The organism is Reyranella sp., assembly GCF_050185545.1.
GTDB lineage: Bacteria > Pseudomonadota > Alphaproteobacteria > Reyranellales > Reyranellaceae > Reyranella.
On the sequence record NZ_JBFWZI010000087.1, the window covers coordinates 14393 to 29309 of the forward strand.

Genomic DNA, 14917 nt, shown 5'->3' on the forward strand with positions numbered 1-14917 from the left:
AGCACCGCCGTTGAGGCCCATCCTTCGAGACGCGCCCTTTGGGCGCTCCTCAGGATGAGGATTTTGTTGGGCTTGCGACCAAATGCCTATGGGCGCACCCCCTCCGATTGCAGGGGAGGAGGCACGTTCACACCACACCGGCGGCGCGCAGAGCGGCCACCTGCTCGGCGGTCATGCCGAGCATCGATGAGAGCACGCGCTCGGTATCCTCGCCGTAGCTCGGACCCGAGCGGCCGAGCAGCCCGCCGGCGTAGGCCGGACTGCGGTCGAGGCGTGCGGGGAAGCCCTTCACGGGCCAGGTGCCGATCTCGGATTGCGGCAACTCGATCAGCCATTGCAGATGCCGAAGCTGCGGATCCCCTTCGTACCGGTCCTGGGCCGTCTGACAGATGCCGGCCGGGACGCCCGAGGCCTGCAGGCGGTTCATGAGGTCGGCGCCTTCGAAAGCACTCGTGGCGCCCGAGATCAGCTCATCGAGTGCGTCCTCGTTCTTGCGCCGGTTCGCCAATCCATCGAACCGCGGATCGTCGAGCCATTCGGGATGGCCGAGCCCGGTGGCGACCGCGCGCCATTGCTCGTCGGTGAAGGCGGCAATCGCGATCCAGCTGTCCTCGCCCCGTGTCGGGTAGGCCCCGTGCGGTGCGGCGAGTCGATAGGGCGAGCGATTGCCGTATCGCGACCAGCGCCGGCCGTTGACCGAGTGATCGAGCACGGCGGTGCCCGTCAGGAAGATGCCGACCTCCGCCTGCGAGGCGTCGACGTGGCAGCCGCGGCCCGTCGTGGCCCGCCTGTAGAGCGCGGCGAGCGCCGCCGTCGCCATGTTGTAGGCGCCGAACCAGTCGAGATAGGAGTAGCCAATGCCGGCGGGCGGACGCGGCTCGGGCAAGCCCGACATGTCGCTGATGCCGCTGAACGCTTGCGCTGTCGGCCCGAAGGCGCGGGCCCGACCATAGGTGCCGTGCTGGCCGAACCCCGACTGCTGCAGGTAGATGATTCCAGGGTTCAGCTCTTTGAGGCGAGCGTAACCCAGTCCCATCCGATCCATCGTTCCCGGCGAATAGCCCTCGAGCACCACGTCGGCCTTGCGGATGAGGTCCTCGAGGATCCGCTTGCCCTCGGGCTTTTTCAGGTCGAGCGATATCCCGAGCTTGCCGGCGTTGATCTCCATGAAGGAGCCACTGCGGTTGAGTCCGTCGCGGGGAGGCGTCGGCATCGTCTCCTTCGCCGCCTGGCGCTCGGCGCGTCCGCCGAGGGGACAGGCCGCGGGACCGAAGCGCATGCCATCGGCACGCGACTCGTGCTCGACCTTGATCACCTCGGCGCCCAGCGCGGCGAGGTAGCGTCCCGCGCCGGCGCTGGCGAGCATCCAACCGAGATCGACGACGCGGACGCCGGAAAGCGCGAAGGGCTTGCCCGAGGGGCCCGCTGAGGCGGGCCCTCGAGCCAGGCCGCAATCGGGCGACAGCGTCGGCATCTTTTTCGGCGCCGCCCACTCTTCGATGACCGAGTGTGTGTGCTCGCCGATCCTGGGCGGCCGTTGCGCCGCAACCCTCCAAGGCGCATCGGAACTGTACCAGCGAGCGCCGATATAAGTGTACGAAGCTCCGCTTTCCGGATGCGGCACGTCGACGAAGATGCCCCGCTGAATGTAGTGCGGGTCGCGGGCATTCTCCTCGGGGCGCCGCACAGGCGCCCAGGGCAGCCCATTGTCCTGGCCGTCGCGCCACAGATCCGCAGCAAAATCCAGGCTGGCCGCGACGCGATCCACCAGCCTGCCGACCCTGGCTTCCGCCGCTGCGTCCAGCTGGTCGAGCTTGCCGAGACCTTCATCCATTCCGTGCTTGGCGAGAACCGCGATAGTCCCCCGAAGGGCGTCCGAGGAATAGGTGGCTGTGGCGCGGAGATAGGTCTTGTACGGCAGGAGATAGCGTCCGTCCCGGGTCGCAGCGAGAGCCGGCAGGCTCGCCGTCGTCATCGAATGCCGGCAGGTCTGTCGAAAGTGACGCTGCCGCAGGAATATCCAGTTCGGCACGTCGCTCTCGGTGTTCATGCTGACCGCTTCGTGGATGCTGAGCGACAGGCGCTGCCCCTCGCCCGTACGCAGCCGGTGGGCGAGAGCGCCGAGGAGGGCGATCACGCTCATCTCTCCGGCGATGTGATAGGAGTGCCACATCTGCGGCGCGATGGGAGGCGTGTCGTAGCGGCCGGACGAATCGGGGTCGTAGCCGCAGTTCATCATGACGCCGCCCAGCGCCAGATGAACGAGATCACTGCCTTTGAACTCAGCCCATGGGCCGGTATCGCCGAACGGGCTGATTCGCAGATGGATCAGCCGCGGATTGGCCGCCTGCAACCGTTCGAACGCCAGATTCCGGTCCGCGAGATACCCGCGGGGACGCGCATCCAGGACGACGTCGGCTGCGGACGCGAGCCGCAGGAAGGACGCCTGTCCGTCGGCATTGTCGAGATCGAGGACGACGCTGCGCTTGCCGAAATTGTAGTGCCAGAAATGCAGGCTCTCTTCCGGCGACGGCACGTCCCCTCGGAAGGGCCCGATTTGCCGCGTGGATTCGCCTTCCGGCGGCTCGACCTTGACGACGTCGGCACCGAGGCCTGCGAGCACCCGCCCGGCGTACTCTCCCTTCTCGTCCGCAAGCTCGAGCACGCGGACGCCACCGAGATAGGCACCCTCGCTCCGGTCCGTGTCAGCCATGCGCCTTTCCTCCCACACCATTTCTCTCGCCCTTAAATGTCACCTGCAGCGTTGCTCTGGGGCAAGCCGCAAGCAAGCATGGCTGCTCATGGTTGGGAGAGTGGGGCTCAATGGCGCAAAAAGGTTCGGGCCGTTGATGTCACAGGCCACGCTATCGTAAAGCCACCAGCGGTCGGCCGTGGGTCAACTCGATCACTGAAATGAACGTGCGGCCCCCCGGGACATCGGGCTCCACGTCAGGTTGTCGTAGACGGCTGTCGCAGCGCCTCCGAAAAGAGGCCGTGCCATCATCATCCCCTGAAGCGGCCTCTTCTCGGAAGATCAGCGCTGCGCTCACCGCTGCGGTACGTGTGGTGAAATGATGTTTCCGCGCGCATCGAGGCGATTGCCTTGGCTGTCGTAGCGGAAGCCGTACTCGTCCGTGAATGCGGTCTGGCGGGGACCGGTGGCATCCATGGGGATCGGCTCCGGCCCTGTCGCGTGACCCCGCTCGAGCTTGTTGTTGCGCGTCAGTTTCTCGCCCGCCGCCCTGGGTTGCGTCGCGGGCGCGGTCGCCATGTTGCTACCGTAATTCATGACGGCACTTTCGCCATACTGTGGGCGGGACTGCATGCCGCCAGGCCCCGCCTGATCGCCCGGCTGCCGGACCCAGTCGTTGCGGCCAACCAACGGTCGTCCATAGGGATCTGTGGGTTCCATGGTCTGAGCATAGGAAGCGCCCGCCGCGGTGATGAGCGCGAGGATGAGCAACGTGCGTTGCATGTGACATCTCCTTCAAAAGGATGACATGCCCGCTGAACGGCGCCTTGCGGGACTGGTTGCGCCGACCTCTCCTCCCCCGTCTTACGGGGGAGGTGCCCCCGCCGGAGGGGGAGAACCTTAGGCGAGGTTCATGAAGTTCCGACGTCGGGATTAGAGACGTCTCGAGTGAGGCTTCCCCCTCCGCCCCGTATGACGGGGCACCTCTCCATAGGGCTAAAGTAGAAGGGAACCTCCTTCTGAGGAGCGCCCGCAGGGCGCGTCTCGAAGGATGGGCCACACAGGAGATCGTTGGAAAAGCCGCGTCGCAGCACCCTCGCTGCGGCCCACCAAAGGGCGAAGGTTACTTCGCCCGAATCGAGATGCGGCCCTCCGGGCCGCTCGTCAGGGTGGGGTCCCTTCGTAATTTATCGCCCATGGGGCACCTCCCCCGATTGCGGGGGAGGGATTTGGAGAAATCTCACCGCGGCAGGGTCGTGCTGCCCATCAGGGTCTCGTCGATCGAGCGGGCGCATTGGCGGCCTTCGCGGATCGCCCAGACGACCAGCGACTGGCCGCGGCGCATGTCGCCGGCGGCAAACAGCTTGGGCACGCTGGTCTTGTAGTCCTTGACGTTGGCCAGGATGTTGCCGCGGGGATCCAGGGCGACACTCGACTGCTCGACCATGCCTGGCCTGCGCGGACCGAGGAAGCCCATGGCGAGCAGCACCAGGTCGGCCTTGAGCTCGAAGCGGCTGCCTTCGATCTCCTTCATGGCGCCCTTCGACCATTCGATGCGCGCGCATTCCAGCGCCGTCACCTTGCCGTCCTTGCCGACGGCGCGTTTCGTCAGCACAGCGAAATCGCGATCGACGCCTTCCTCGTGCGACGATGAAGTGCGGAACTTGAGTGGCCAGTCGGGCCAAGTCAGCTCCTTGTTCTCCCTGTCGGGCGGCCGCGGCATGACCTCGAGCTGGGTCACCGAGGCCGCGCCCTGGCGGTTCGACGTGCCGACGCAGTCCGATCCCGTGTCACCGCCGCCGATCACGATGACGTGCTTGCCCTTGGCCGTGAGCGTGCCCTTGGGGGCGGCCCGCGATTCGTCGTCGCCGGCCACCCGCTTGTTCTGCTGGGTCAGGAAATCCATGGCGAAGTGGATGCCGGAGAGCTCGCGGCCGGGGACCTCGAGATCGCGCGGCCATTCCGCGCCGCCGGTCAGGGCGACGGCGTCGTAGCCTTCGAGCAGCGACTTGATGGACAGCGTCGCGCCGACCTCGACGCCGGTGCGGAACTCGACGCCCTCCTGCTCCATCTGGCGCATGCGCCGATCGATCAGGTGCTTCTCCATCTTGAAGTCGGGGATGCCATAGCGCAGCAGCCCACCGACGCGATCGGACTTCTCGAACAGCGTCACCGCATGGCCGGCGCGCGCCAGCTGCTGGGCGCACGCCATGCCTGCCGGCCCCGAGCCGACCACGGCGACGCGCTTGCCGGTCTTGCGCGCCGGCACCAGCGGGACGATCCAGCCCTCCTGCCAGCCGCGATCGACGATGCCGCATTCGATCGACTTGATGGTGACCGGATTGTCGTCGATGTTCAGCGTGCACGAGGCTTCGCAGGGCGCCGGGCAGATGCGGCCGGTGAACTCGGGGAAGTTGTTGGTCGAGTGCAGGACCTCGAGCGCGGCCTGCCAGCGGTCGCGCCGCACCAGCTCGTTCCAGTCGGGAATCAGGTTGTTGACCGGGCAACCGTTGTGACAGAACGGGATGCCGCAATCCATGCAACGCGCGCCCTGCTGCGACAGCTCCGCCGGCGGCAGCGGGAGCACGAACTCCTGCCAGTTCTTCAGGCGTTTCTCGACCTTCTCGTAAGGCCGATCCTTGCGCTCGATTTCCAGGAAGCCGGTGGGAAGGCCCATGGCTCAAAAACTCCCCGATCTCGTCCATGCTTGGAAGCGGCGGTCACGAGGCCGCCCCGGCATGATGTCCATGCAAATGCCCGCTGCCGGGCGCCCTACTCTGCCGCCACCGCTTTCGCCGCCGCGCGCTCCTTGGCTTGCAGCAAGGCCCGTTTGTAGTCCTTGGGCATCACCTTGATGAAGCTGCGCAGCGCCGCATCCCAATCATCGAGGAGCTCGCGCGCCCGCGCGCTGCCGGTGTGCAGGAGATGCCGCTCGACGAGGATACGCAGGCGCTCGGCATCGAAGGCCAGCACATCGCCCATGCCGGTGTCGTCGGCGTTGAGCGCGCGCTGGCGCGGGCGGCCCGGGCTGTCGCGATCCGCCGACGCCGGGCCAATAGGCTCCAGCTCGACCATCGACATGTTGCAGAGCTCGCGGAAGCGCGCCTTGGGATCATAGACATAGGCGATGCCGCCCGACATGCCGGCCGCAAAGTTGCGTCCGGTGTCACCCAACACGACCACGACGCCGCCGGTCATGTACTCGCAGCCGTGATCGCCGGTCCCCTCGACGACGCACACCGCGCCCGAGTTGCGCACGGCAAAGCGCTCGCCGGCGACACCTTCGAAATAGGCCTCGCCGCCGATGGCGCCGTAGAGCACGGTGTTGCCGACGATGATGTTCTGCAAAGGATCGCGGCTCGTGCCGCCGGGCTGGCGCACCACCACGCGGCCGCCCGACAGGCCCTTGCCGACGTAGTCGTTGGCGTCGCCCGTCAGATCGAGCGAGATGCCGTGTGCCAGGAAGGCGCCGAAGCTCTGGCCGGCGGTGCCGGTGAGCTTCACCGAGATCGTGCCCTCGGGCAGGCCGACATGGCCATGGCGCCTGGCGACCTCGCCCGACAACATGGCGCCGACCGTGCGGTTGACATTGCCGATCGGCAGCTCGATCTGCACCGGCTCGCCCTTCTCGAGCGCCGGCTCCGCCGCCTCGATCAGCTGGTGGTCGAGCGCCTTGTCGAGGCCGTGGTTCTGCTGCTCGCAGTTCCAGATGGCCACGCCCTCGCGCGCCGGCGCGACGTGCAGCAGCCGCGACAGGTCGACGCCGCCTGCCTTCCAGTGATCGACCGCACGATGCATGTCGAGCCTGTCGACGCGGCCGATCATCTCGTTCAGCGTGCGGAAGCCCATGCGCGCCATGATCTCGCGCAGTTCCTCGGCGACGAAGAAGAAGTAGTTGATGACGTGCTCAGGCTGCCCGGTGAAGCGCTTGCGCAGCACGGGGTCCTGGGTCGCCACGCCGACCGGGCAGGTGTTGAGATGGCACTTGCGCATCATGATGCAGCCGGCGGCGATCAGCGGCGCAGTGGCGAAGCCGAACTCGTCGGCGCCGAGCAGCGCGCCGATGGCGACGTCGCGACCGGTGCGCAGCCCGCCATCGACCTGGACGGCGATGCGGCCCCGCAGGCCGTTCAGCACCAGCGTCTGCTGTGTCTCGGCGAGGCCGATCTCCCACGGCGAGCCGGCATGGGTGAGCGAGGTCAGTGGCGAGGCACCGGTGCCGCCCTCGAAGCCCGAGATGGTGACGTGGTCGGCCCGCGCCTTGCTGACGCCCGCCGCAACCGTGCCGACGCCGACCTCAGACACCAGCTTGACCGAGACGCGCGCCCGCGGATTGACGTTCTTCAGGTCGTGGATGAGCTGCGCCAGGTCCTCGATCGAATAGATGTCATGATGCGGCGGCGGTGAGATCAGCCCCACGCCCGGGGTCGAGCGGCGCACGCGCGCGATGTTCTCGTCGACCTTGTGGCCGGGCAGCTGGCCGCCCTCGCCGGGCTTGGCGCCCTGGGCCATCTTGATCTGCAGGTCGTCGGCATTGACCAGGTATTCCGCCGACACGCCGAACCGGCCGGACGCCACTTGCTTGATGGCCGAGCGCATCGAATCGCCGTTGGGCAGCGGCTTGAAGCGGTCCGCCTCCTCGCCGCCTTCGCCGGTGTTCGACTTGCCGCCGATGCGGTTCATGGCGATCGCCAGCGTGGTGTGCGCCTCGCGGCTGATCGAGCCGAAGCTCATGGCGCCGGTGGCGAAACGGCGGACGATGCTGGCGGCAGGCTCGACCTCGTCGATCGAGAGCGGCGCATCGGCCCACTTGAATTGCATCAGGCCGCGGATGGTCAGCAGGCGCTCGCTCTGCTCGTTGATCGATTCCGCGAAGGCCTTGTACTCGTCCGGCGAGTTGCCGCGCACGGCGTGCTGCAGCTTCGCGACCGATTGCGGCGTCCATGCATGGTCCTCGCCGCGCAGGCGGAAGGCGTAGTCGCCGCCCGGATCGAGCATGGCGCGGTAGATCGGATTGTCGCCGTAGGCGTCACGATGGCGGCGCACCGTCTCCTCGGCGATCTCCTGCCAGCCCGCGCCCTCGATGGTGGTGGCGGTGCCGGTAAAGTACTTCTCGACGAAACCGGAGTGCAGGCCGACGGCGTCGAATATCTGGGCGCCGCAATAGGACTGGTAGGTCGAGATGCCCATCTTGGACATGACCTTCAGGAGGCCCTTGCCGACCGCCTTGATGTAGTTCTTCTGAACCTCGTAGGCCTTGAGCGGAAGGCCGTTCTGGACCCTGAGCTGCTCCAGGGTCTCGAAGGCGAGATAGGGATTCACCGCCTCGGCGCCGTAGCCGGCGAGACAGCAGAAATGATGCACCTCGCGGACTTCGCCCGATTCGACGACGAGGCCGGTCTGCGTGCGCAGGCCGCGGCGGATCAGGTGATGGTGCACGGCGGCGGTCGCCAGTAGGGCCGGGATCGGCACCCGATCGGGCGATACGGCGCGATCCGACAGGATCAGGATGTTGCGGTCGGCGAGCACGTGATCCGTCGCCTCGGCGCAGACGCGGTCGAGCGCCTCCTCCAGACCGGCCGCGCCTTCGGAGGCCGGCCAGGTCGTATCGATGGTGGCGGTGCGGAAGGCGCCGTCGAGCAGCTCCTCGACCCCGCGTATCTTCTCCAGCTCGGCATTGGTCAGCACGGGCTGCGCGACCTCGAGGCGCTTGTGCGTGCCGGCCTGGCGGCCGAGCAGGTTGGGCCGCGGGCCGATCATCGACACCAGCGACATCACCAGCTCCTCGCGGATCGGATCGATCGGCGGATTGGTGACCTGGGCGAAGTTCTGCTTGAAATAGTTGTAGAGCAGCTTGGGCTTGCGCGAGAGTACGGCGATCGGCGTGTCGGTGCCCATCGAGCCGACGGGATCGTCCGGCACGCTGCTCATCGGCTCGAGGTAGAACTGGATGTCCTCCTGGGTGTAGCCGAAGGCCTGCTGGCGATCGAGCAGGGTCGCCGGATCGTTCGCCGGCGCCGGCATCGGCGACTCGGGAATCTCCGACAGCTCCTCGAGCTTGTGCTGGGTTTCCTTCAGCCACTCCTCGTAGGGCTCGGCCTCCGCCAGCGTGCGCTTCAGCTCCTCGTCCTCGACTATGCGGCCCTGCTCGAGGTCGATCAGCAGCATCTTGCCGGGCTGCAGGCGCCACTTGCGCGCGATCTTCTCTTCCGGAATCGGCAGCACGCCGGCCTCGGAGGCCATCACGACCTGGTCGTCATCGGTGACCAGGAAGCGGGCCGGGCGCAGGCCGTTGCGGTCGAGCGTGGCGCCGATCTGGCGACCGTCGGTGAAGGCGATGCAGGCCGGGCCGTCCCACGGCTCCATCAGGGCCGCATGGTACTCGTAGAAGGCCTTGCGCTTGGCGTCCATCAGCGGATTGCCTGCCCACGCCTCCGGGATCAGCATCATCATGGCGTGCGACAGCGAGTAGCCGCCGGCGACCAGCAGCTCGAGCGCATTGTCGACGCAGGCCGTGTCGGATTGGCCGTGCGGGATGATCGGCCACATCTTGTCGAGGTCGGCGCCGATCAGCTCCGATTCCATTGTGCGCCGGCGGGCATACATCCAATTGACGTTGCCGCGCACCGTGTTGATCTCGCCGTTGTGGGCGATGAAGCGATAGGGATGCGCCAGGCGCCATGACGGAAAGGTGTTGGTCGAGAAGCGCTGATGGACCAGGCACAGCGCCGACTCGGTCAGCGGGTTGCGCAGGTCCTCGTAGAAGCTCTCGACCTGGGGCGCGAGCAGCAGTCCCTTGTAGACCACGGTGCGGCTCGAGAAGGACGGCATGTAGAGCTGCGACAGACCGGGCAGCTTGTGCTTCTTGGCGAGGTCGGTGAGCGGATTCTGGGTCTGCTTGCGGATCGCCAGGATCTTGCGTTCGAAGGCGTCCTGGTCGGCGAGCTTGGGGCCACGGCCGACGATCGCCATGCGGATCACCGGCATGCACTCGATCACGGCCTTGCCCAGCCCGGTCGTGTCGGTCGGCACGTCGCGCCAGCCGATCAGCTTCTGCTTCTCGACCTTGATGAAATGCTCGAGCCGCTTGACGGCGAAGGTACGCGACGCCTCGTCCTGCGGCAGGAAGCACATGGCGACGGCGTAGCTTCCCGGGGCGGGCAGATCGAGCCCTTCCCGGCCCGCCCAATCGCGCAGCAGCGCATCCGGGATCTGGATCATGCATCCGGCGCCGTCGCCGACCAGGGGATCGGCGCCGACGGCGCCGCGATGGTCCAGATTGACCAGGATGCTCAGGCCCTGGCGAACGATGGCATGCGATTTCCGGCCCCTGATGTCGGCCACGAAGCCGACGCCGCAGGAATCGTGCTCGTTGCGCGGGTCGTAAAGTCCTTGTCTTTCCGGCAGATCCATCACTTTGTTCCACTCCCGCCTTCGGCGCAGGATTTCCCAGGATGCGGGTCTCATGGCATTATTAGCCCGGCAGCGGGGCCCGGCGAAAGCGTTTGTTGCGCCGCGAAAGCCGCTGTACCTTGCCGCCGCAGCCTGGGGGAGATGGTCGGTAAAATGTCGCTCGAGTCAGTTCGCCGTCGGGCCTTTCGCCCTTTGGCCGTCGGCCTCTCCGTCCTGGCGCCGGCTCTCGGGCTCGCCGGCTGCGGACCGAGCGTCAGCCAAGCCTGGAATGGACCGGGCTGGTACCTGCAGAAACCCTACCTGACCGTGCTGGGCGGGCCGGAATATTTCGGCGGCCCCTACACCTACGACAAATGCGAGGAAGAGCGCATCAAGCTGCCGGCCGAGACGGCGACCCAGATGCTCTGCGTGCGCGAGAACCGCAAGCCGGAGCGCTACGGGTTTTACTGATTCTCCCCTCTCACATTCCTCCGCCGTCATACGGGGGAGGTGCCCCGATGGGGGCGGAAGGGGAAAGCCTCAGACGAGATTCATGAGATTCCGACGTCGGGATCGGAAAAACCTCGACTGAGGCTCTCCCCCTCCGGCCCTGCGGGCCACCTCCCCCGGAAGACGGGGGAGGTAAGCAAGAGGGCCACTACACCACGAACTGGATGTTCGACTCCTGCAGCTGGAGCAGCGACACGCCGGCGAGCTGGATCATGTCCGACACCGCCAGGGTGGCGACAGTGCTCGTGTTGGTGTAGGCGGCCGCGTTATGGATATCCATGTCGGCGATGCGGACGTTGCCGGTCAAATCCTGGTACGCGACCATGTAATGGTTGACGCTGTTGATCTGAGCCACGCTGAAATTGATCGCCGTGCTCGAATCGACCAGGGCGGCCGCCACCGCCGCGGCATCGGAGAACGCGCCCCCGAGGATCAGGACGTTGGCATTGCCGACCGTGACCGTCCCTCCGGGAACGACCGTGTTGCTGAACACCGCGTCCCCCAGCCCCGGTCCGATGAGCGGATTGTTGCTGGCCAGCAGGCCGCTGAACGCCGACAGCGACAGGTCGACCGAGTCGCCCGGACCGGATACCGACCCGGCGATGAAGTTCGTGACCACGCTCATGTCCTCGCTGGTGCCCGTGCCGTGCCCCAGGTTGGTGCTGGCGTCGGAGACCGGCCCGCCGAACTGGGCCGTCGCCTGGCCCCACCAGCCGAGCTGCGGCACGTCGTTGGCGTCGACGATCGAATGGACCACCGCCGTCTGCACCTGGCCCGGGGCGACCGGCGATGGATTGCTGATGCTGTTGCCGGCATAGAGCTCGATCCTGGTCGGCTCGGTGCGGTCGGCCGACAGCAGGATCAGGTCGGCGCCGCCACCCGTATAGATCGTGTCGACCATCGACACGCCTTCGGTGCCGACGAACGAGTCGTTGCCGATCGAGCCGCCGAGCAGGTTGCCCTGGGCCTGCGAACCGACGACCAGCGCGCCGATGCCGCCCTCGACCGAGGTCGAGTAGGAGAAGCTCAGCGAACCGATCGGCATGATGAGACCGCCGAGCTCGCTAACGTCCGACTGGTCGATGACCGCCGTGTAGCTCGGCACGGCGTCCGAGTCCGACAGGGTGTAAACACCCATGCCGATGTTCTGGTAGATCGAGTTCGCCGTCGTCAGCTGCGCGCCAGGCATGCCGACATCGGACCAATGGGCGTCTCCGAACGATCCATCCGCATTGACCGGAATGAAGGCCATCGCGACCTGTGAGATGGACTGGCAGTAGGCATTGAGGCCGCCAGGCACCGCCGAGAAGCCCTCGAAATGCGACAGGGCGGCCGGCGTGTTGTTGATCTTGTAGAATTTCAGGTCGGAGAAGATCCCGGTTATCGAATCGTAGTTGACCAGGAAGGCCTCGTTGATGCCGGTGCCGTGCTTGGAACCGCCGGCGATGGTGTAGGACGAGCTGCCGATGCCGTTCTGCCAGACCGCATAGGCCGAGGTGAGCTGGTCGGTGCCGCCGAAGCCCTGGTCGAAGATCGTCCAGGAGTTCGTCGCCATGTTGTAGATGAAGGCGTTGCCCGACTCCGGCACGCCCTGCAGGTCGTAGTTACCGACGACCAGGTCGCCCATCACGCTGTGCGGGATGGTGTCCTCGACGATGGCGCCGCCGACCGCGCTCGACGGCACGTCGATCTGCGTCCAGGTGCCGCCACCGCTGACAGGCCCCTGATAGATCATGCCATGGTCGTGCACGCCGCTCTCGCTGTAGACGTAGGAGCCGACGGCCATGACGTTGCCGATGCCGATCGACGGCGTGAAGATCGAGGTGTTCGGCCCGTAGAAGTTGGCGCTGGTTATGGTCTGGCCGGAGAATTCCGGCGCCACCACGTACATCGTGCCGAGCGACGTGTCCTGCAGCGGGCCGCTGTACAGCGCTGACAGGTTGGCGCCGTTGACGATGTGACTGCCGGTCAGGACGACCTTGCCGTCATAATCGCCCCGCACGCCGGTGAGCGGGAACTGGTCGAAGGCCGTGGCGTAGGTGACCTGGTTTTCCGAGTTGTCGGTGTAGGTCTCCGTGGACGCCTTGGAGATCAGGAAGCTGGTCTGGCTGGTGACGTTCTGGACCGCACCTTCCATCGCGTCCAACGACGGCGTGGTGCCTGCCGCCAGCTGGGTGAAGTACGAAGCTGCCTCGAGCTTGTAGCTCAGGATCGCCTGATCGGGCGCCTGGGCGCCGGATTCGATCGTATAGACGAGGGCGGAAAATGCGACCGCCCCCGAGAACAGCTGGCCCAGCCAATACTGCAGGCCGGCCGGATCGGGGGCATGGTTGAAGGCCTGCTGGTAGAGCTGCTCGATGAACGACGTGGCGAGCGCGACCTGCTGGGGGTCCTGCGGGTTGAGGGGCTGCGTCGCGAGCGACGAGTATGGTGCGTTCTCGGGCGATGCCGCGAAGGTCTTCGAGATGTCGAGCATCACCTGCGAGAGTGTGCTCCCCTCGGCCATTTGCGTCAGGGCCTGGGTCATCCAGTAGTTCACGCCGGCCGGATCGCCGGCTCGGCCGAAGAAGCCGATGTAGAGGCCTTCGAGCTGGCTCACCACCTCCTGCGGCGGCAGGCCGATGCTGACGTCCGCGGGAGTTCCCCGGTTGTTGAAGATGTAGTTGGCGTAGCTGCCGTTGATGGCAATCGCCAGGCCGTCATTGGGCAGGGTCTCTGCGCCGGCGCGGTCGGTGCCGATCGAGTTGCCGACCACCACGTCGCCGGTGACGCCCGATGCGATCGTGATGCCGTTGCCGTCATTGCCGCCGATGAAATTCGAGCGCGGCTTGGTGGGATCGATGGTCGGCCCGCCGATCACGTTGCCGCTGCCCGAGCTCGCCAGCAGCAGGCCGCCGGCGGTGTTGCCCAGGGCCTGCAGCAGCGCGACGTTTGCGCCGATCACGTTGTCGAAGACCTGGTTGTCGTATGCAGCGCCGGTGATGGCGAGGCCGTATTCGACATTGCCCGAGAACGTGTTCTGGGGAATCACCGAGTCGAGATAACCGCCGATCGTATTGCCGTGCGCCGTGCCGGTGATCAGCAGGCCGTGGCCGCCATTGGCCATGTTCGGCAGGCCGATGCCCGTGTTGACGGTCTTGCTGAAGCCCACGGTATCGAGCCCGGCGATGTTGGGATCGACGGTCACGCCCCAGGCATCGCCGGCGATCTCGATGCCGTTGTTCAAGTTGCCCGAGAACACGTTGGTTCGGATCAGGTTGTTGCCGCCGGTCGAATCGATCAGGATTCCGTCGTTGCCGTTGGGCGCCGCGCCCTGGAACGGGAACAGGCCGCCGAAGGTGTTGAAGGTGATGAAGCCCGACACCGTGTCGGTGACGTAGATGCCGTTCTTCTCGTTGCCGGCGGCAACATTTCCGAGCGGGATGACGCCGCCGACCTGCGTGTTCCTCGAATCGCCGTCGACCAGGATGCCGTTCTGTCCGTTGGAAACGACCGAGTTGAACGCGCCGATGCCGAAATAGTTGGCCTGGATCGTGACGTTGTCGGAGCTGGTGACGTGCAGGCCGTTGCCGCCATTGCCGCTCAGGATGTTGTAGTAGACGAACGGATTCTCGACAAAGGTGCAGCCGATCAGCGAGTTGCCGTCGGCGTCGACGATGCGGACGCCGTCGCCGCCGTTGCCTACTGCCGCGGTGCCGTTTGCGTTGGTGCCGACGAAATTGCCATTCAGGACGTTGTTCTCGGATCCGTTCTCGATCAGGATCCCGTCCGCGGTGTTGCCGGAGACCAGGTTGCCGAGCGGCGGCACGATGAAGGTCTGCGCCGCCGTGCCTTTGTCGCCCGTGGGGTTGTTGACCTGACCGGTGGCGGTATCGACGAACAGCGTTCCACCGATCGTGTTGCCGTTGGCGCCCTCGGTGAGCAGGATGCCGTTGTGGCCGTTGGCCATCGCCGTGTTGCCATCGAAGCTGGTGCCGATGCGATTGGCGACGATGACGTTGTCGGCCGAGCCGTGCAGCGCGATGCCGTTGCGGCCGTTGGCCGAGATCACGTTGCCGACGACGCCCGACGCGCCCGAGTCGTTGAGGCCGATCCTGTTGTCCGACGACAGCGACGACACGTAGACGCCGTCGAACGCGTTGGCGAAGGCCGATCCGTTGGCGTGGATGCCGATGTAGTTCTTGTCGACGGTGATATTCGAGGCGTTGAGGGTGACGCCGTTATCGCCCGAGTTGCCGAGCGCCAGCCCGAACAGGCCCGAGCCGCTGGAACCGGTCGAGAAGGTCAGCCCGCTGTGGCCGTTGAAGTTCACCTCGACCACCG

At 66.3% G+C, this 14917-nt stretch carries 6 protein-coding genes; 1 reads left to right on the top strand and 5 read right to left on the bottom strand.

Annotated elements, in window-relative coordinates:
* Positions 1–127 precede the first annotated feature (127 nt).
* The 4 genes from AB7O82_RS21565 to gltB form a co-directional block, all read right to left on the bottom strand.
* Positions 128–2713, bottom strand: coding sequence for a CaiB/BaiF CoA transferase family protein (locus AB7O82_RS21565; protein WP_428620142.1), 2586 nt, complete (start codon positions 2711–2713; stop codon positions 128–130).
* 333 nt (positions 2714–3046) lie between these two features.
* Positions 3047–3475: a hypothetical protein gene (locus AB7O82_RS21570; protein ID WP_428620143.1), complete on the bottom strand. Its 429-nt coding sequence runs from the start codon at positions 3473–3475 to the stop codon at positions 3047–3049.
* A 457-nt stretch (positions 3476–3932) separates the two neighbouring features.
* On the bottom strand, positions 3933–5369 hold the full coding sequence (locus tag AB7O82_RS21575) for a glutamate synthase subunit beta (protein ID WP_428553981.1): 1437 nt from the start codon (positions 5367–5369) through the stop codon (positions 3933–3935).
* Positions 5370–5464: 95 nt separating this feature from the next.
* Positions 5465–10105, bottom strand: a complete 4641-nt coding sequence (gene gltB / locus AB7O82_RS21580) for a glutamate synthase large subunit (protein WP_428620148.1) — start codon at positions 10103–10105, stop codon at positions 5465–5467.
* 153 nt (positions 10106–10258) lie between these two features.
* On the opposite strand from gltB, the gene AB7O82_RS21585 reads away from it, so the two are divergent.
* On the top strand, positions 10259–10555 hold the full coding sequence (locus AB7O82_RS21585; RefSeq protein ID WP_428553978.1) for a hypothetical protein: 297 nt from the start codon (positions 10259–10261) through the stop codon (positions 10553–10555).
* A 187-nt stretch (positions 10556–10742) separates the two neighbouring features.
* Here AB7O82_RS21585 and AB7O82_RS21590 read toward each other — a convergent pair whose 3' ends face one another.
* The gene (locus tag AB7O82_RS21590) at positions 10743–14906 is read right to left on the bottom strand and encodes a beta strand repeat-containing protein (protein WP_428620144.1); all 4164 of its coding nucleotides are present in this window, start codon (positions 14904–14906) and stop codon (positions 10743–10745) included.
* Positions 14907–14917 lie beyond the last annotated feature (11 nt).

Coding starts and splice junctions, on each gene's coding strand:
- AB7O82_RS21575 (WP_428553981.1), bottom strand. CDS start 5,369: ATGGGCCTTCCCACCGGCTTCCTGGAAATCGAGCGCAAGGATCGGCCT.
- AB7O82_RS21570 (WP_428620143.1), bottom strand. CDS start 3,475: ATGCAACGCACGTTGCTCATCCTCGCGCTCATCACCGCGGCGGGCGCT.
- AB7O82_RS21565 (WP_428620142.1), bottom strand. CDS start 2,713: ATGGCTGACACGGACCGGAGCGAGGGTGCCTATCTCGGTGGCGTCCGC.
- AB7O82_RS21585 (WP_428553978.1), top strand. CDS start 10,259: ATGTCGCTCGAGTCAGTTCGCCGTCGGGCCTTTCGCCCTTTGGCCGTC.
- gltB (WP_428620148.1), bottom strand. CDS start 10,105: ATGGATCTGCCGGAAAGACAAGGACTTTACGACCCGCGCAACGAGCAC.